Here is a 17,831-nt window from a genome sequence, read left to right on the forward strand (position 1 = left end):
GGGCGCTGTGATGTTTCCGGACGATATGCTGTGCCCCGCGCCCCTGTAGCTCAGTTGGCCAGAGCACGCGTCTTGTAAACGCGAGGTCGTCGGTTCGATCCCGACCGGGGGCTCGCCGGAGGAGGAGTGTGTCTGCGGGGTGCGCAGACCTTGCCGCCTCGCATTTCTGCTGGGGGGCCGAGCCCCCCAAACCCCCACGTTGCGGTGGTGGCGGTGATCGGGTCGGTTGCGCTCTGGGCGCCGCCCGGTGGGCGCTGCCCGCTTGGGTGCCGCACGGTGGGTGCCGCCCGCTGGGCGCTGCCCCCGGCCCGGCGTTCTGGCCTGCGCCTCATCGCCGGCGGCCGCCGCCACCCGCCCGCTCCCCCACCGCGTCGGCACTGCCGCCGGGTGCCACCTTCGCGGCCTGCGCCCCCGCCGCGGTCTAGATGTAGTAAGTCCTAACCGTGGTGGTCAGCGGCGAGTGACCTGGTCGCGGTGTGGCCGGTGGCGCGGTGGTGGCAGAGCTGAGGTGTTGTGGCGATTCGTTCGTCGGTGGGCGGTTCCGCTATGTGGGACACCGCGCTCACATCATGGATTTTTGTGAACCTTGGAGAGTTGCGCCCACATACGAGCCATAACCCTCCAAGGTTCACATACGGCCGGAAAAAGCTGCCGGACGAAAGCCTCGTTACGTGACAAACACACTCTCTACAATGTACGTCAGTCTCGTATAGCGGACGGTGGGTCCATGATGCGGGCGCGGGTCTCAGCAGGTGGTCGCCCGTCTCACGGAATGGAAGCGCGGCGCGGCCGCGTGCTGAGCCCGCCTGCCCGGCGCCCCAGCCGATCTGGGAAATTTCGCGAAATGTCGGATATGCGCCGCCTGGCCCGGGGGATTTCGGTGATCGATGGCTGGTGTATCAGGCGCAGGCGGTCGCGGCGGATCTTGCCAGTGCCGGGGACGAGCCGGACCCGGACGATGGCCTCGTTGCGGCGGCCCGGGGGCTGGCGGACGGACGGCGATCAGATCGCTGATCGCCTACGGCCCACTGAGTCGGCTTACGACTTAGTCGTCTCGTGGCTGGCCGCGGCGCCACCGTCCGCCTGCGCCGCCGCCGTCTCGCTAGGGCGCCGGCCTTCGGCTGCCGCTGCCTCCTCGGTGTTACTGTGCGTGGTTTTGGGGGTGGGTTGGAACGGGGTTTTAACGGGGCGTTGCGGTGGGGGTAGGGGTCTATTAAGGACACCGGGGTGGGGCGAAATGTGTGTCACAATCACTCACGGTGTTGGGGGTTGCTGGAGGACCATTCCTCTCCGTAGTAACTGGGGGGAGGGAAGGTTTATGGCGCAGATCCATCAGCTGCAGCACGGGTGGGTTACTCCGGCGATTAGCTATGTACTCTCCGTGCTTGGCTCGATGCTTGGGCTTACCTGTGCTCTGCGGCAGCGGACCGCTACCACTCGCCGCGGGCGGATCTGGTGGCTGGTGATGGGGTCGGTGTCGCTCGGGGGTACGGCGATCTGGAGCATGCACTTCGTGGGGATGCTCGGGTTCGGGGTTGTCGGTACGGCCATTCGGTACAACGTCGGGCTCACCGTGGCCAGTGCGATCATCGCCATCGTCGCGGTGGGGCTGGGGCTGTCGATCACCACGCTGGGCGGTGGGCGGGCGCGTAATGCCCGGGTCATCGCCGGCGGGATCATCGCGGGGCTGGGCATTGCGGCGATGCATTACATCGGCATCGCTGCCATGCGGCTCAACGGGGACATCGAGTACAGCAAGGTTCGGGTGGCGCTGTCCGTGGTGATCGCGCTGGTTGCGGCGACCGTGGCGCTCTGGCTTGCCATCACGGTTCGGCGGCCGCTCACGGTCTTCGCGGCCGCGCTGATCATGGGGGTCGCGGTCAACGGCATGCACTTCACCGGCATGTCGGCGATGTCGGTCGAGGAGCATTCGTCGCTCACGCAGCCGAGCGGGGCCACCGGGACCAGCCTCATCGTGCCGATCGGTGTGGCACTGCTGTTCGCCGTGGTCGGGCTGGGGTATGCGCTGCTCGCGGCGCCTACCGACGAGGACCGGGCGGCGGCGGCCTACCTGGCCGGGCGCCGCACCGGTGGGCTGGCGAGCACCGGCCCCGATCCGAACCAGCCGCAGATCCCGGGCGACCGGCGCAACGGCGCGCTCGGCTCCGGCTCCTGGACATATCGCGACCGGAGCTAAAACCCGGATCTAAAACCGGCTTGCCATCGACACTCGTCTGCGTATACTCGTACACAAGTAATCGCAGACGAGGTCGAGGTGAGACGCATGGCGAAGCGGCGCAAGGTCAGCAACCTGCTGGCACTGGCAGTGCTGTCGTCGCTGGTCCAGCGGCCCATGCATCCGTACGAGATCGCCACCGCGTTGCGCTCCTGGGGCAAAGACCAGGACATGGAGATCAAGTGGGGCTCGCTCTACACGGTCGTCCGCAACATGGAGAAGCACGACTTCATCGCGGCCGTGGAAAGCGTCCGCGAGGGTCGTCGCCCCGAGCGCACCGTCTACCGCATCACCGAGGCCGGCCGCGCCGAGCTGGTCGACTGGGCGCGTGAGCTGGTCTCCACGCCCATGCAGGAATACCCGCACTTCCGAGCCGGCCTCTCGGTGCTGGCCGTGCTCCATCCGGACGAGGCCGCCGACCTGCTCCGACGGCGGCTGGCCTCGTTGGAGCAAAACATTTCCGCCGTACGCGACGCCTTCGCGCACCACACGCACCAGCAGGTCCCACGCCTGTTCCTGGTCGAGCTGGAATACGACCTGGCGGTCCAGGAGGCGGAGGCGACCTTCATCCGCGGCCTGCTCGACGAGATCACCTCAGGCACGTACCCGGGGCTCGACTGGTGGCGGTCGTACCACGAAACCGGCGAGGTCCCGCAGGAGCTGACCGAGATCGCCGAGAGAACCACGGAATGAAAAACGCCCTGGCGGGGTGCGCCAACACCACGCCAGGGCGGCTCGAACCACACCTGAGAAGGCGCTCGGCCCGAGACTGCACTCACTAGGGTAGCCGCGCTTCTTCCCAGGTCAGCAGACACGTCATCACAGGGGAGAAGAGCATGTTCGAAACCAACACAGCAGAGACCAAGACAGCGATCATCATCGGCGGCGGCGTCGCGGGCCCGGTGGCCGGTTTGGCGTTACGCAAGGCCGGCATCGAGGCCACCGTCTACGAGGCCTACCCGAGCACCACCGGCGGCATCGGCGGCACGCTCGCCATCGCCCCGAACGGCATCGCCGCCCTGCGGGTGGTCGGCGCCGACGAGGCGGTCATCGCGATCTCCAGCCCGGTGACGCGCAGTGTGATGTCGGTCGGCCGCAAGCGCTTCGAGCTCCCCGGCCTCGCCGACGTCCCGCCGCTGCGCCTGGTCCACCGCAACGATCTGCACCGCACGCTGCACGATCTGGCCGTCGCCGGCGGCGTCCAGTTCGAGTACGGCAAGCGCCTGGTCGACGCCGAGGAGACCCCGGACGGCATCACCGCGAGGTTCGCCGACGGCAGCACCGCGACCGCCGACGTCCTGATCGGAGCCGACGGCGTCCGCTCGACCGTGCGCACCCTGATCGACCCGAAGGCGGCCGGCCCGAACTTCACCGGCCTGCTGGGCTTCGAAGCGGTCGCGCGGCACGACGTCGGTGTCGAGCCGGGCACGATGACGTTCACCTTCGGCAACGGCGGCTTCTACCTCTACATGCCGAACCCCGGCGGCGGTACGCGGTGGGGCATCAACCTGCCGCAGGACCGCCCGATCAGCCTCGCCGAGGCGCGGGCGGTGCCGTCAACCGAGTGGATGAAAACCCTTCTTGCCCGGTACGCCGATGACCACCCGGCCCGGGAGCTGCTGCTCGCCAGTAGCGCCGACGAGCTTCAGGTGGTCGGCTCGATGCACATCATGCCGCCGGTCGAGCACTGGCACCGCGGCCGCATGGTGCTGGTCGGCGACTCGGCCCACGCGCCGTCCAACAGTTCCGGCCAGGGCGCCTCGCTGGCGATCGAGAGCGCCGTGCAGATCGCCCGCTGCCTGCGCGATCTTCCGGACATCCCGTCGGCGTTCGCGGCCTTCGAGCAGCTCCGCCGTGGCCGGGTGGAGAAGGTGGCGGCCCGGGCGGCGCGGATCAACCAGGCCAAGGCCCCGGGCCCGATCGCGAAGGCGTTGATGCCGATCCTGATGCCGCTGCTGACCCGGATCGCCATGAACCCGGAGAAGGTGGCCGGCCCCGAGCAGCGTTACGTGATCGACTGGGAGGCCCCGGTGTCCGGCCGCCGGTACGCCCCGAAGAACTGATCGGCCGCCGGCTCGCGTTCGCCCGGAAACCGCCCCGGTCGATGACCTCGGCGGCGGTTTCCGGGTCGACGTCTGCCGAGGTCCGTGAACCAGGACGTGGCCGCGCCCGTTGAGCCGGTGAGAAAGCCGATACAGGACGGACGACCCATGGCGAACCTGAACCACTATCACTTCAGGACGGTCTGGCGGTTGTCGTTCCGGCCCGACGAGGTCTTCCCGGTGCTGGCCGATCTGGAGACCTACCCCACCTGGTGGCCCGGGATGCGCCGGGTCCGCCGGGTGGACGCGACCACATTCGACACCGAGGTCCGATCGGTGCTGCCGTTCTCGCTGGTGTTCCGCACGATCACGAGCTGGCAGGACGAGCAGGCCGGTGTGCTGCAGGCCGACCTGCGCGGCGACCTGGAGGGTTTCTCCCGGTGGACGATCACGGCGACCGACGGCGGTTGCCAGGCGATCTTCGAGGAGGACGTGATCGCCGCCAAGCTCCTGCTGCGGATTCTGGCACCGATCGCGCGGCCGGTGTTCCGGTGGAACCACGCCCTGCTGATGAATCGCGGTGAGCGGGGCCTTCCGGTCTTCCTCGCGGGCACCCGGGCCGCCGAGAGCTGAGTATCACGCGTCCGCCGGGCGGCGGAACGCGCCGTACCACTCCAGCTTCGCGATCTCCCGCGCCACCACCTCGTCCTGCTCCGGCGGCCCGGTCAGCACCTGATTGGCCAGCGCTTGGAAACCGCCCCAGACCATCACCCGGGCCGCGGTCGCCGGGTCGATGTCGGCGGGCGCGTTCCCGGCTGCCTTCTCCGCGCGCAGCCACTCCTCGGCGCGATCGATGAAGCGCTGCAGCTGGCCGTCCCAGAACGCGCGGATCACCGGGTCGTAGGCGGCCACCTCGACCACGGCGGCGAGCAGATGCCGGCGCTCCCGGTAGTAACGCACGTCGAGGATCATGCCCTGGACCATCCCGTCCAGCCCCTTCGAGGGATGGGACACGTCGACGAGAAGGTCGAAGAGCGGGTCGACGAGCGACTTGACGAGCCGTAGCAACAGCTCCGACTTGTCCCGGAAGTGCAGATAGAACGTCGAGCGGGCGATCCCCGCCTCGGCCGCGAGCCGCTGCACGCCGAGCTCCGTGAAGCTTTCGCCGTTCCGCAGGAGGCGCTCGGCCGCCTCGACGATCTTCTCCTCGACGGCGGCGCGGCGGTCGATGCCGGTGGACGGCCGACGAGTGACGGAAGCCATCCGGCGATCCTACGCCGTAGGAAGTGGACACGCCGTCCGACGCACTGTCCGAGGCGAGCTACACTTCTTCGGACACCATGTCCGACATAACGTCCGAGCTGGGGAGACTAACGTGCGGCCCACTTTCGTACTCATTCCGGGAGCCTGGCATCTTCCGTCCTCATGGGATCTGCTCCGTGGCGAGCTGGACGCCCTCGGCTACGCCAGCATCGCCGTCAAGCTGGCCACGAACGGAACCGACCCGCGCGGCGGCCTCCAGGAGGACGCGGCGGCCATCCGCGCGACCATCAACAAGCTCAGCGGCCCGATCGTGGTCGTCGCGCACTCGTACGGAGGCATCCCGGCGAGCGAGGCGGTGGAGAACGTCCAGCACCTCGTCTACCTGACTGCCTATGTGCCCGACGCGAACGAGTCGATGGTGTCGCTGCACGGCGCACCCGAACCGGACTCCAGCGAAGGGCTGTTCCACATCCCGCGCGACCCGCGCGAGCAGCTCTACCACGACCTGCCGGAGGAGATGCGCGAGCGGGCCGTCAGCTTGATGGTCGACCAGCGGCTGCAGCCGTTCGTGGACCGCACCACCCGCGCGGCGTGGCGAACCGTCCCGACCAGCTACATCATCACCGACGACGACCACTCGCTGCCGGCGGAGTTCCAGGAGCGGATGGCAACCCGCACGGGCGCCACCTACCACCTGCCGACCAGCCACTCCCCGATGCTGTCCAGCCCCACCGACCTGGCCGTCCTCCTCGACAAGATCGCCAGCGAGAACTAGCAAGCGAGTCCACCGCTGTAGGCGATCAGAAACCTAGTCCCAGATCGCCCGGCGCTGCGGTCACGCCCACCAACCATCAACCCATATATCCGATATTTCGATTGCCTCGGCCGCCGGGTCAGGCGGGTGAGGTCGGGCAGGTGGCGCGAGTCGAGTCCAGCGGATCGCGCGGCCGGAGTCCGGCGGATCGCGCGAGTCGAGTCCAGCGGATCGCGTGGCTAGAGTCCGGCGGATCGCGCGAGTCCGGCAGATCGCGTGGCTGGAGTCCGCGGATCGCGCGCGGCGCTTCCAATACATGGGACGGGTGACCGCTTACTGAGACCGGCGACCACGTTCTGGACCCGCAGTCCGCGATATGGGACCTTCGTCCATTGTGGAGTCGCTTTTTGTCAGGAAATGCGGCTTTTGCCCGGCACGCTTTTCCGGCCGGATGTGAACCTTGGAGAGTTAGGGCTCATATATGGGCGCAACTCTCCAAGGTTCGCAAAAGTCCATGATGTGGTCGCGATGTCCACATAGCGGGACCGCTAGCTCGCGAGCAGATCTCCGCGCGACCACGACGATCTCCACAGCCGAACATGCCCCAGGGCGCCCATCAGCACAGCCGAACCGGCCCCAGACGCCCCCCAGCACAGCCGAACCGGCCCCAGACGCCCCCCAGCACAGCCGAACCGGCCCCAGACCGCCCCCCAGCACAGCCGAGCCGAAAACGACCTATCCGGCTAGCTCTCGGCGGCGCGTCGGCGGGCGACCTCGGCCAGCGTCACGGCGGCCGCGACGCTCGCGTTCAAGGACTCGACGTCGGACGCCATCGGGATGCGCACCCGCAGGTCACACGTCTCGCCGACGAGCCGGGACAGACCCCGCCCCTCGGAGCCCACCACCACCAGCAGCGGCCCGACCGCGGCCTCCAACTGGTAGAGGTCGGTCTCGCCGTCGGCGTCCAGCCCGATCGCGGTGAAGCCGGCCTGCTGCGCCTGCTTGATCGCCCGGGTCAGGTTGACCACCTGGGAGACCGGCACGCGGGCCGCCGCCCCGGCACTCGTGCGCCACGCGGTCGCGGTGATCCCGGCCGCGCGGCGCTGGGTCAGGAAGACGCCGTGCCCGCCGAACGCGGCCACCGACCGGATCACCGCGCCCACGTTGCGCGGGTCGGTGATGCCGTCCAGGGCCACCAGCAGCGGCGACGTCTGCTCCAGGGCCGCGGCCACCAGGTCGTCGAAGTCCTCGTACGCGAACGGCGGCACCTGCAGGCCCACGCCCTGGTGCAGCACGCCGCCGGTCATCCGGTCCAGCTCGTTGCGGCTGATCTCGAGGATCGGCATGCCGCGGTCGCCGGCGGTACGGACGATCTCGGCGATCCGGTCGTCGATGTCGATGCCCTGCGCCAGGTACAGCGCGGTCGCCGGCACCGCGGCCCGCAACGCCTCGACCACCGGGTTACGGCCGAGCAGCAGCTCCGGCCCCTCCTTGGTGGGGTTGGACCGGCGGCCGGGGGCGACCCGTGGGCCGCCGCGGCCGGTCACCTTGCCGCGTTGCGGCGCCGGGCGACCGGTGCCGCCACGGCCCCACGTGGTGTCCTTCGTCCCGGGCACGCCGACCTTGGGCGCACGGCCCTCGGCGGCCGCCGCCCGGCGTTCCTTGTCCTGCTTGCGCGCGGTCTTGTCGGGCAGTCTCTCGGTGCCCGAGTAGCCCTTGTGCCACGGCCGCTCGTCGGCGGGCAGGGTCTTGCCCCGGCCCTTGAGCCCGCTGCGGTTCTTACCGCCGGACCCCATCGACGCGCCCTTCTTGGACGTCACACGCTTGCTCGCATTGCGCGAATTGCCCGGCATCAGTGCTGCTCCCCTACGGTCCAGCGAGGCCCGGCCGGAGTGTCCTCCACCTGAATTCCCGCGTTCTTGAGCTGGTCACGGACCGCGTCCGCGGCCGACCAGTCCTTGCGCCCACGAGCCTGGGCCCGCTGGTCGAGCGCGAGCTTGACCAGCGCGTCGACGACCGGCTTGAGGTCGCCCTTCTCGTCCTTACCGCGCCAGGCCGGGTCGAGCGGGTCGAGGCCGAGCACGCCGAGCATCGCCCGCACCTCGGTGAGCGCGCCCCGGATCCCCGGCTCGTCGCCGGCCGCCAGCGCGGTGTTGCCCTCGCGGATCGTCTCGTGCACGACGGCGAGCGCGGCCGACGTGTTGAGGTCGTCGTTCATCGCGGCGGCGAAGGCCGGCGGCACGTCCTTGGGCCGGCCGGTACCGACCACCTCGACCGCACGCTGCACAAAACCCTCGATCCGCCGGTACGCCACGGCGGCTTCCCGCAACGCGTCGTCCGAGTAGTCGATCGTGGAGCGGTAGTACGGCGTACCCATGTAGTAGCGCAGCTCGACCGGCCGGATGCCCATCTCCTGCACCACGCCCAGGTCGATCACGTTGCCCAGCGACTTGCTCATCTTGGAGTCGCCCAGGTTGAGCAGCGCGTTGTGCACCCAGTACCGGGCGAACGGCAGCCCGGCCGAGCGGGACTGCGCCTGCTCGTTCTCGTGGTGCGGGAAGGTCAGGTCGAGCCCGCCGCCGTGGATGTCGAACTCGGCACCCAGGTAACGCCGGGCCATCGCGGAGCACTCGATGTGCCAGCCGGGACGGCCACGGCCCCACGGCGACGGCCAGGACGCGGCCTCCGGCTCGTCGGGCTTGTGCCCCTTCCACAGGGCGAAGTCACGATAGTCGCGCTTGTCCGGCTCGCCGCCGTCGGTCGGCGGGCGCATGTCCTCCGGGTCCTGGCCGGAGAGCGACCCGTACTCGGGGTACGACGGGACGGAGAAGTAGACGTCGCCGGTGCCGCCGGCCGCCGGGTACGCCCGGTTGCGCTCGATCAGCTCGGTGATCAGCTCGTGCATCTCCGGGATGTGCGCGGTGGCCAGCGGCTCGTACGTCGGCGGCAGCACGTTCAGCGCGCGGTACGCCGCCTCGAGCTTGAGCCGGTTCTCGTACGCGATCGCCCAGAACGGCCGCCCCTGCGCGTTGGACTTGTCGAGGATCTTGTCGTCCACGTCGGTGACGTTGCGCACAAGAGTGACCTCGTAGCTGGTGTGCATCAGCCAGCGACGCAGAATGTCGTAGTTGACCGCGGACCGGAGATGCCCGATGTGTGGCGGTGACTGCACGGTGAGACCACACTGGTAGATCCCGACCTGACCGGGCGTCAGCGGGACGAAGTCCCGGACGGATCGGGTCGCGGTGTCGTACAAGCGCAGAGTCACCGGACAAGAGTACCGACATCGGTCAGGGGCGGGTCATGCGGAGCACGTCCAGCGTCGCGTCCAACTGCTCCTCGGTGAGCTTGCCCGACTCCAGGTGCCCGCGCTCGACGACCACCTCGCGGATGCTGCGGCCGGAAGCGAGGGCCTGCTTGGCGATGGCCGCGGCCTCGTCGTAGCCGAGAACCCGGTTCAGCGGGGTGACGATCGACGGCGATCCTTCCGCGTACGCCCGTGCGACCTCGGCATTCGGTTCGATTCCGGCGATGCACCGGTCGGCGAGCAGGCGCGACGCGTTGGCCAGCAGCCGGATCGATTCCAGCAGGTTGCGGGCCATCACCGGCAGCATCACGTTGAGCTCGAAGTCGCCCTGGGTGCCCGCGAACGCGACCGTCGCATCGTTGCCGATCACCTGGGCGCACACCTGGCGGACCGCCTCGGGCACCACCGGGTTCACCTTGCCCGGCATGATCGACGAGCCCGGCTGCAGATCGGGCAGCCGCAGCTCACGCAGGCCGGCGCGTGGCCCCGAGCCCATCCACCGGATGTCGTTCACGATCTTGTAGAGGCCGACCGCGATCACCCGGAGCTGGCCGGACGCCTCGACCAGCGCGTCCCGCGCGCCCTGCGCCTCGAAGTGGTTACGCGCCTCGGTCAACGGCAGCCCGGTGGCCTCGGCCAGGCGTCCGATCACCGCGGCCGCGAACCCGGGCGGCGTGTTCACCCCGGTGCCGACCGCGGTGCCGCCCAGCGGAAGCTCGGCCAGCCTGGGCAGCGTCGCGGTCAGCCGCTCCACGCCGTTGGACACCTGCTGCGCGTACCCGGAGAACTCCTGACCAAGCGTGACCGGCGTGGCGTCCATGAGATGCGTCCGGCCGCTCTTGACGACATCCGCCCAGGCCGCCGCCTTCTCGCGCAGCGCGGCGGTCAGGTGCTCGAGGGCTGGCACGAGATCGTTGGCCACGGCTTCGGTGGCGGCCAGGTGGATCGACGACGGGAACACGTCGTTGCTCGACTGCGACGCGTTGACGTCGTCGTTCGGGTGCACCGGACGGCCGAGCTCGCGCGCGGCCAGCGTCGCGATCACCTCGTTCGCGTTCATGTTCGACGAGGTGCCCGAGCCGGTCTGGAACACGTCGATCGGGAACTGGTCGTCGTACCCGCCCTCGGCGACGTGCGCGGCGGCCGTCGCCACCGCCTTCGCGAGATCCTCCGCCAGGACGCCGAGATCGGCGTTCACCTGCGCGGCGGCGCCCTTGATCTGGGCCAGCGCCCGGATCTGCGCGGACTCGATGCCGCGCCCCGAGATCGGGAAGTTCTCCACCGCCCGCTGCGTCTGCGCCCGCCACAGGGCGTCGGCCGGCACCCGGACCTCACCCATCGTGTCCCGCTCGACCCGGAAGCCACTCTGCTCTGTCGTCACGCGACCATCGTCTCTCCGCCGCCGATCCGCCGCAGCACCGGCCCTAAAGATTCCAGCCCGCGCCGCGCGTCCGCGATCAGATAGGGAACGCGCAGCTCGGTCGCGATGGCGAGCGAGCTTTCGTAGAGCTCCCGGGCGCCCGCGACGTCGCCGGCGAGCTGCGTCGTGGTGGCCAGGGCGCATCGCAACTGGGACTGCTGGATGCGCTCGCCCTGCCATTCGGCCTGGGTCAACGCACGCCGGAGCTCGGCGATGGCGTCGGCGAACCGGCCCTGATCGCGCAGCATGCCGGCCAGCTCGGCGCGGCCGTCCACCTCGGCGGAGGCGTAACCGCTGCGATTGAGAAGCCGCAGAGCCACGCTCATCTGCCGGTACGCGGTCTCGAAGCCGATCACGCCGCCGCGGTACTTGGTCGCGACGATGCTCTGCAGAGCGTCCCCGATCAGACGTGGATCGCGGATGTCGAGCACCACGAGAAGCCGCAGGCGGTGATATCGCAGCGCCTCGGCGTACCGGCCGAGCCGGAAGCAGGACAGGCCCAGGACGTTCAGCCGGTTCGTGTCCCGCTGCAGGTCCTTCGGGTGGGTCCGGCCCTGGCTCATGCCGGCGGCCAGCTCGATCGCCTCGGTCCAGCGGCCCGAGACCTCGTACATCACCGCGAGGTTGCCCATCGAGATCGTCGCCCCGGCGGTCTCGCCCAGCTCCTGCCGCAGGCCGATGGCGCGGCGCAGGAAGGTGATCGCCTCGTCGACCGCGCCATGCCGGGCGGAGGCCGACGCGGCGTAGTTCAGCATGATCGCGGTTGCCGTCCGGTTGCCGATCGACTCGGTCACCTGCAGCGCCCGACGGCCCTGCGCGTCCACGTCGTCGAGGTCGCCGCCGTACCAGAGGTGCCGCCACGCGGCGCGAGCGATCCGCCAGGCGTACTCGGGAAGGTCTGCCGTAACCGCCACTTCCAGGTACGCCATCAGGTTCGTGCGTTCGCGTTCCAGCCGTGCCGCCGGGTCGTCGAGCTTGTCCAGCAGGTCGGGCCGCAGCGGCGCGCCCACCCGCAGATCGTCCATCAGATGTGGCTGCAGGGCCGGCGGCACCGTCGCGGCGGCCGCGTGCATCTCGTGGTCCAGCAGGTGCCGCAGCGCCTCCGCGCGGTCGCCGGCGCCGATCGTCGCGGCCAGCGTAGAGGCGAACTCGCGCAGCAGATCGTGCATGCGGTAGATCCCGGACGTCGGCTCGTCGACCAGATGGACGTCGACCAGGCCGTCGAGCACCGCCTCGGCGTCGTGGGCGGACAGCCCCGCGAGCGCGGCCACGCCGAGCACGTCGAAATCGGTGCCCGGATGCAGGCCGAGCAGCCGGAACAGCCGCCGGGCCGGATCCCCCAGCTGCCGGTACGACAGGGCGAAGGCGTTCGCCACCGTCCGATCCTCGGCGACCAGCTCGGGCAGCGCCGACTCGGCCAGCCGGCGGGCCAGGTCGGACACCCGCCAGCTCGGCCGGTGCGCGAGCCGGGCCCCGGCCAGCCGGATGGCCAGCGGCAACCCGCCGCAGCGGTGCGCCACCTCGGCCGCCTTTTCCGGTTCCGCGCGCACCCGGTCGCCGGCGATCCGGGCCAGCAGGTCGACGGCCTCGTCCGGGTCGAGCACGTCCAGCGACTCGGGATGCACTCCGTCCAGCCCGGTCAGGCGGCGACGGCTGGTCACCAGGGCCAGGCTGCCCGGCGAGGTGGGCAGCAGGTCGGCGATCTGCCCGCTGGCCGCCGCGTTGTCGAACAGCACCAGCAGCCGGCGCCCGGACATCTCGGTGCGCCACAGAGCGACCCGCTCGACGTACGCCGCCGGGATCTTCTCGGCCGCGATGCCGAGCTGACGCAGCAGGATCAGCAGCGCCGCGGCCGGCTCCAGCGGCTGCTCGGAGCTGTGCCCCTGCAGGTCGAGGAACAGATGCGCGTCCGGGTACCGCTCGCTCAGCAGGGCCGCCAGGTGCAGCGCCAGCGTGGTCTTGCCACTGCCCGCCATGCCGTCGATCACCGCGATCGCCGGCGCCCCCGGATCGCTCGCGGCCACCGCCCGGACCAGCCGGTCCACCACCGCCGACCGGCCGCTGAAGTCGCTGACCGTACGCGGCAGGCAACGGACCACGCCGGTACGGGGCTCCGGCAGGTCTCCGTTCAAGATCCGCGCGTGCAGCTCGGTCAGCTCGCGGCCCGGGTCGATGCCGAGCTCGTCGCGCAGCACCGCGCGGGCCCGCCGGAACTCGGCCAGCGCGTCGGCCTGCCGCCCCTGGCGGAACAGGGCGGTCATCAGCAGGCCGCGCAGCCGCTCGCGCAACGGGAACTCGGCGACCAGAGTGGACAGTTCGCCGATCAGCTCGCGGGGTGCGCGGTCGCGAGCCAGCTCGATCCCGGCCCGGTCCTCGATCGCGGCCAGCCGCCGCTCGTCGAGCGCGGCGGCCGCGCGCCGGACCGGCGGCGACTCGATCTCGGCGAGAGCCGGGCCGCGCCACAGGTCGAGTGCCTGCCGGAACAGCGCCGGATCGTTCTTGTCGCGCGCGGCCGCGACCAGTCGCTCGAAGACCAGAGCGTCCACATCGTCGGGTTGCGGGCGGATCCGATAGCCGGCCGGATCGGTCTCGATGGTCCCGGCCGGCAGCGCTCGTCGCAGCCGCGAGACGCACGTCTGGAGCTGGCCACGCGCGGTCGGCGGCGGGTCGTCGTACCAGACCGCCTCGATCATCTCGGCCACGCCGACGGTGCGCCCCGCGTGCAGCAGAAGCATGGCCAGCACCGCGCGATCACGACCGGCCGCGACGCCGACGGAACGCCCATCGACGGTCACGGACAGTGTTCCAAGAATGCGGTACCGCATGCCGACCCCCGGAGCACTCACTTTGGGTCATGAAGCCTATCGGAGGCGTGAGAGCGGATCGACAGCCGAACGATAGTGGTCCATGCCAGCCTGAACAGGCGTCGCCCCACCGTGGATGTCTCATACACATCGCCCCAGCGCGGTGGGGCACGCTAAATCCGGAAATGGGGGACGCAGCAGCCCGCCCGATCGGCAATCGGGCGGGCTGTTCGTACTCCGTTGATCACCGACGGTTGGACGACCGCCGATCCGGAACGTAACGTCGGCTGGGTTTGCACCCCGACGAGACCCCCGACGAACAGGATTTCCCCATGCGACGCGCCCTCCTCGCCGCGATCGCGGGCGGTGCGCTGCTGGCCGGCGCGTCCGCCTGCGACCACAACGACAGGTCCGCGGCTGCCCCCGCACCGGCCCCCGCGGCGCCGACCACCTCACCCACCCCGGACTACGCGGCCGATACCGCGCTGGTCTGCGCGGAGTTCCAGTCGATCTACTCCGACGAGGTCCGCACCCTGGGCGCCGCGGTGGGCAAGATGATCACGTACAAGGAGGCGAAGCAGGCCGCCGACGCGAAGAAGGCCGAGGACAGCGCCGCCGCCCAGCTGACGGCGATCGCCACGAAGATCCGCAAGGCGACGGCGACGGCTCAGGACCCCGAGTTGCAGCAGGCGGGCGCGAGCTCGGCGACCAAGCTGGAGGCCAGCGCGAAGGACCACAAATACTTCGCCAAGGTCAAAACCCTGAAGGACTTCAACAACACGATCGAGTCCCAGCTCAACACGTGGCTGACCCCGGTGTCCGGTTTCTGCGGCCCGCCGTCGTCGTCACCGACACCGCCGTCGTCCGTGGCGCCACCGTCCGTGGCGCCGTCGCCCTCGGCATCGTCCTAGCCGAGTAAGTCCTAAGCCGAGCCAGCGGCCGCAGGCGAGTCAGTGGCCGCAGGCGAGTCAGTGATCGCAGGCGAGTCAGCGGCCACACGCGAGTCAGCGGCCGTAGGCGAATCAGCGATCTGATAGCTGTCAGTCCGCCAGCCCCGCCGGCCCTTTCGCATATCCGACATTTCCTGAAATTTGACGAAGCCGTGCAGCGAGAGCACGGCGGCGCGCTGCACGTCGTCGTCGACGTTGGATCGGCTGGGCCGCTGTTACGGCCACGTAGGTCCGGTCGGTCAGCACCCCGGCGAAAACGGGAGGGCTCGGCGCGCGGCCGTGCGGCGCTTCCATTTTGTGAGACGGGTGACCGCCTGCTGAGACCCGCGCCCGTATCGTGGACCCACCGTCCACAATGTGGGACCAACGTCCACCATAGAGCGCACTTTTGTCACATAGTGAGGCTTTCGCCCGGCAGCTTTCTCCGGCCGAATGTGAACCTTGGAAAGTTATGGCTCGTATGTGGGCACAACTCTCCAAGGTTCACAAAAATCCACGATGTAACCGCGGTGTCCACATAGCGGGACCGCTCAGCCCGCGAACGGATCGCCACAGCACCTCAGCTCTGGCACCACCGCACCACCGCACCACACCGTGACCGGATCACTCACCGCCTACCGCCACGATTACTAGCTGGACCTACGCGATCTGTTTCAGCGCCGCCTCCGCGGCCGCCAGGAAGAGATCGTTCTCGGCGGACGTCCCGATCGAGACGCGCACGCCGTCGCCGGGGAAGGGCCGGACGATCACGCCCTGCCGCTCGCAGTACGCGGCGAACGGCAACGCACCGTCACCCAGCGGCAGCCAGACGAAGTTGGCCTGACTGTCCGGCACGTCGACCTCGAGATTGCGCAGCGCCTCGGTGACCCGGTCGCGCTCGACGGTGACCAGCGCACATCGGCGGGCCATCTCGTCCGCCTGCCGCAACGCCGCCAGCGCCGCCGCCTGCGCCACGGTGCTCGTGGAGAACGGCGTCAGCACCTTGCGCACGGCCGTCGCCACCTCGGGATGCGCGACCAGATAACCCATGCGCAGCCCGGCCAGCCCCCACGCTTTCGACATGGTGCGCAGCACTGCCACATTCTGGCGATCCCCGTACGCCTCGAGGCCGTCCGGCACGTCCGGATCCGTCACGAGTTCCCGGTACGCCTCATCGAGCACCACCAGCACATCGGAGGGCACCGCGGCGAGGAACCTGGCGATCTCGCCCGTGCGTAACGCCGTACCGGTCGGGTTGTTGGGGTTGCACACGAAGATCACGCGGGTGCGGTCGGTGATCGCGGCGGCCATCGCCGGAAGGTCGTGGCCGTGTGCCGCCGTGTTCGGGATCCGCACGCTGGTCGTCGCCGCCCCGGCCGCGACGATCGGGTACGCCTCGAACGAGCGCCACGCGTAGATCACCTCGTCGCCGGGCAGGCACGTGGCCTTGATCAGCAGCTCGGTGAGGGCGACCGACCCGCACCCGGTGACCACCCGCTGGGCGTCCACGCCGAAGCGCTTCGCCAGCGTGTCACGGAGTTCGGCGACCGCCATGTCCGGATAGCGGTGCGAATGGAGCATGGCCTCGGCTGCTGCCTCGGGGACGCCGGGCAACGGGCCGTACGGGACCTCGTTGCTCGCCAGCTTTATCGCCTCGGTGATGCCCAGCTCGCGCGCTAGATCCGCGAGGTTCCTTCCGGGCACGTAGGCGGGTAAGCCGTCCAGATCGGGGCGGGTCAGCCGAGTCATGATCATCCTTCCGGGGAACCTGGCGGTGAGTGTTCCGAGGAGCCGCTGCCGACGCTCGCGTCGACAGGTTCGGGCGTGCCCGGCGGTGGCAGGGCAACGACCACGGTGCGAGCCGTCTTGTCGTGGAATGCCTGACGGAGTTGCTGGTCGAAGACCGGCGAGAGCGAGTCGATGAACTGGATGACGAAACCGATGAGGCAGTACCAGGCGGGCGTCCAGAGGCCGAGGCGGGCCCAACGACCGAAGGCGCGGCCGAAGCCGAGCGGCTCGGTGTTCTCCAGCGCGACCACCTTGATGCGCATGATGCGTTTGCCCAGGGTCTGGCCCCGGGAGCCGGTCGCCGGCGCTTCGTAGAGCAGCCACAGCAACGTCGCGATGATCAGGATCGCCCAGGTCAGGCCGTCCATCCGGCCGCTGCGGGGCACGTCGGCGAACGCGCTGCCGCCGGCCTCCATGGAGTCCATCGCGGCGCGGTAGATCGGCAGGAACTCCTGCGCCCACTGGTACACGAACCAGCCGTTGACCACGACGTTGAGCAGCAGCACGATCGCGATGTCGATGAGCCGGGCCATCAGGCGCGGGCCGAGGCCGGCTAGGGCGTAGCCGTGCGGGCGCGCCTGAACCATGAACGGGTAGGCGGCCGCGCGCATGGCGGGCGGCATGCGTTCCCATCCGGGCGGCGGCTGCCACCCGGGCGGAGGTTGCTGCCACCCCTGCGGCTGCTGCCATCCCGGCTGTTGCTGGCCCTGCGGCTGCGGCCACCCCGGCGGCGGCTGCTGCCATCCGGGCGGCATCTGCGCGCCGGGCTGCGGCGACCCGCCCGGGCCTTGCTGGCCCGGCTGCGGATAAGCGGCCGGTTGCCCGCCGGAGGCCGGCGACCCGGGCGTCGGGCCACCCGGCTGCGGATAGCCGGGCGGTTGCCCGCCAGGCGCCGACGATCCCGGCGTCTGTCCACCCGGCTGCGGATAGCCGGGCGGCGGCGCCGGGTAGCCGGGATAGGGCGGCTGCCCCGGCTGCTGAAGGTGTGGCGGCGGCTGCCATCCGGGCGGAGGCGGCTGCTGCGGACCCCATCCCGGCGGCGGCGGCGACGTGGGCTGCTGCGGCGGCATCCACGAAGGCTGCTGGGCGGCTTCCGCGGGTGGCGGCGGTTCCTCCTGGACGGGTGGCGGGCCGTCGGGCGGGACCGCGTCGGCCGGGATGGCCGCTCCGATCCAGCCTTCACCGTCCCAGTAGCGCTGGGTGGAGGTGTCGGCCGGGTCTTTGTACCAGCCGGCGGGCAGCGAACTCATGAGCAAACCATAGCCAGGGCGGTCCCGGCCACCTTCTG

At 70.1% G+C, this 17,831-nt stretch carries 13 protein-coding genes and 1 tRNA gene; 7 read left to right on the forward strand and 7 right to left on the reverse strand.

Features of this window, described 5'->3' with window-relative positions:
• Positions 1-39 precede the first annotated feature (39 nt).
• The 5 genes from HH310_RS12895 (at position 40) to HH310_RS12915 (ending at position 4,911) form a co-directional block, all read left to right on the forward strand.
• Positions 40-113: transfer RNA gene (locus HH310_RS12895), tRNA-Thr, on the forward strand.
• Between the two features lie 1,280 nt (positions 114-1,393).
• Positions 1,394-2,197 (forward strand): MHYT domain-containing protein, encoded by an 804-nt coding sequence (locus HH310_RS12900; protein ID WP_312034022.1) that lies wholly within the window; start codon positions 1,394-1,396, stop codon positions 2,195-2,197.
• 87 nt (positions 2,198-2,284) lie between these two features.
• Positions 2,285-2,929 carry a PadR family transcriptional regulator gene (locus HH310_RS12905; RefSeq protein WP_169175752.1) on the forward strand — a complete coding sequence of 215 codons (645 nt, stop codon included), beginning with the start codon at positions 2,285-2,287 and terminating at the stop codon, positions 2,927-2,929.
• Positions 2,930-3,072: 143 nt separating this feature from the next.
• Positions 3,073-4,299: an NAD(P)/FAD-dependent oxidoreductase gene (locus HH310_RS12910; RefSeq protein WP_169175753.1), complete on the forward strand. Its 1,227-nt coding sequence runs from the start codon at positions 3,073-3,075 to the stop codon at positions 4,297-4,299.
• Positions 4,300-4,446: 147 nt separating this feature from the next.
• Positions 4,447-4,911, forward strand: coding sequence for an SRPBCC family protein (locus tag HH310_RS12915; RefSeq protein ID WP_169175754.1), 465 nt, complete (start codon positions 4,447-4,449; stop codon positions 4,909-4,911).
• 3 nt (positions 4,912-4,914) lie between these two features.
• On the opposite strand, the gene HH310_RS12920 is transcribed toward HH310_RS12915, so the two are convergent.
• Entirely contained in the window at positions 4,915-5,541 is a 627-nt protein-coding gene (locus HH310_RS12920) for a TetR/AcrR family transcriptional regulator (RefSeq protein WP_169175755.1), read from the reverse strand.
• 112 nt (positions 5,542-5,653) lie between these two features.
• On the opposite strand from HH310_RS12920, the gene HH310_RS12925 reads away from it, so the two are divergent.
• Positions 5,654-6,316 (forward strand): alpha/beta hydrolase, encoded by a 663-nt coding sequence (locus tag HH310_RS12925; RefSeq protein ID WP_169175756.1) that lies wholly within the window; start codon positions 5,654-5,656, stop codon positions 6,314-6,316.
• A 722-nt stretch (positions 6,317-7,038) separates the two neighbouring features.
• Here the strand turns inward: HH310_RS12925 and rlmB are convergent.
• From rlmB to HH310_RS12945, 4 genes are read right to left on the reverse strand one after another with little or no spacing between them, the layout of a single operon-like run.
• Positions 7,039-8,148 (reverse strand): 23S rRNA (guanosine(2251)-2'-O)-methyltransferase RlmB, encoded by a 1,110-nt coding sequence (gene rlmB / locus HH310_RS12930; protein WP_169175757.1) that lies wholly within the window; start codon positions 8,146-8,148, stop codon positions 7,039-7,041.
• The gene (gene cysS, locus HH310_RS12935) at positions 8,148-9,563 is read right to left on the reverse strand and encodes a cysteine--tRNA ligase (protein ID WP_169175758.1); all 1,416 of its coding nucleotides are present in this window, start codon (positions 9,561-9,563) and stop codon (positions 8,148-8,150) included. The genes rlmB and cysS overlap by 1 nt, the downstream gene beginning before the upstream one ends.
• 22 nt (positions 9,564-9,585) lie before the next feature.
• Positions 9,586-10,983 (reverse strand): class II fumarate hydratase, encoded by a 1,398-nt coding sequence (locus tag HH310_RS12940; protein WP_169175759.1) that lies wholly within the window; start codon positions 10,981-10,983, stop codon positions 9,586-9,588.
• Positions 10,980-13,817, reverse strand: coding sequence for an AfsR/SARP family transcriptional regulator (locus HH310_RS12945; RefSeq protein WP_169175760.1), 2,838 nt, complete (start codon positions 13,815-13,817; stop codon positions 10,980-10,982). Before HH310_RS12945 ends, HH310_RS12940 begins: the two co-directional genes overlap by 4 nt.
• Before the next feature lie 341 nt (positions 13,818-14,158).
• Between HH310_RS12945 and HH310_RS12950 the strand changes: the two genes are divergently transcribed.
• Complete coding sequence (locus tag HH310_RS12950; protein WP_211192067.1) at positions 14,159-14,737, forward strand: hypothetical protein; 579 nt, start codon at positions 14,159-14,161, stop codon at positions 14,735-14,737.
• A gap of 678 nt (positions 14,738-15,415) precedes the next feature.
• Here HH310_RS12950 and hisC read toward each other — a convergent pair.
• Together hisC and HH310_RS12960 are read right to left on the reverse strand one after the other, a co-directional pair.
• Positions 15,416-16,504 carry a histidinol-phosphate transaminase gene (gene hisC, locus HH310_RS12955; protein WP_169175761.1) on the reverse strand — a complete coding sequence of 363 codons (1,089 nt, stop codon included), beginning with the start codon at positions 16,502-16,504 and terminating at the stop codon, positions 15,416-15,418.
• Positions 16,505-16,506: 2 nt separating this feature from the next.
• On the reverse strand, positions 16,507-17,793 hold the full coding sequence (locus tag HH310_RS12960; protein WP_169175762.1) for an RDD family protein: 1,287 nt from the start codon (positions 17,791-17,793) through the stop codon (positions 16,507-16,509).
• Positions 17,794-17,831 lie beyond the last annotated feature (38 nt).

The organism is Actinoplanes sp. TBRC 11911 (assembly GCF_012933445.1).
Lineage (GTDB): Bacteria > Actinomycetota > Actinomycetes > Mycobacteriales > Micromonosporaceae > Actinoplanes.

Bases quoted from the DNA above. Each gene is read 5' to 3' on its own strand.
- HH310_RS12900 (WP_312034022.1), top strand. From the start codon at position 1,394: ATGCTTGGGCTTACCTGTGCTCTGCGGCAGCGGACCGCTACCACTCGC.
- HH310_RS12905 (WP_169175752.1), top strand. From the start codon at position 2,285: ATGGCGAAGCGGCGCAAGGTCAGCAACCTGCTGGCACTGGCAGTGCTG.
- HH310_RS12910 (WP_169175753.1), top strand. From the start codon at position 3,073: ATGTTCGAAACCAACACAGCAGAGACCAAGACAGCGATCATCATCGGC.
- HH310_RS12915 (WP_169175754.1), top strand. From the start codon at position 4,447: ATGGCGAACCTGAACCACTATCACTTCAGGACGGTCTGGCGGTTGTCG.
- HH310_RS12920 (WP_169175755.1), bottom strand. From the start codon at position 5,541: ATGGCTTCCGTCACTCGTCGGCCGTCCACCGGCATCGACCGCCGCGCC.
- rlmB (WP_169175757.1), bottom strand. From the start codon at position 8,148: ATGCCGGGCAATTCGCGCAATGCGAGCAAGCGTGTGACGTCCAAGAAG.
- HH310_RS12950 (WP_211192067.1), top strand. From the start codon at position 14,159: ATGCGACGCGCCCTCCTCGCCGCGATCGCGGGCGGTGCGCTGCTGGCC.
- hisC (WP_169175761.1), bottom strand. From the start codon at position 16,504: ATGACTCGGCTGACCCGCCCCGATCTGGACGGCTTACCCGCCTACGTG.
- HH310_RS12960 (WP_169175762.1), bottom strand. From the start codon at position 17,793: ATGAGTTCGCTGCCCGCCGGCTGGTACAAAGACCCGGCCGACACCTCC.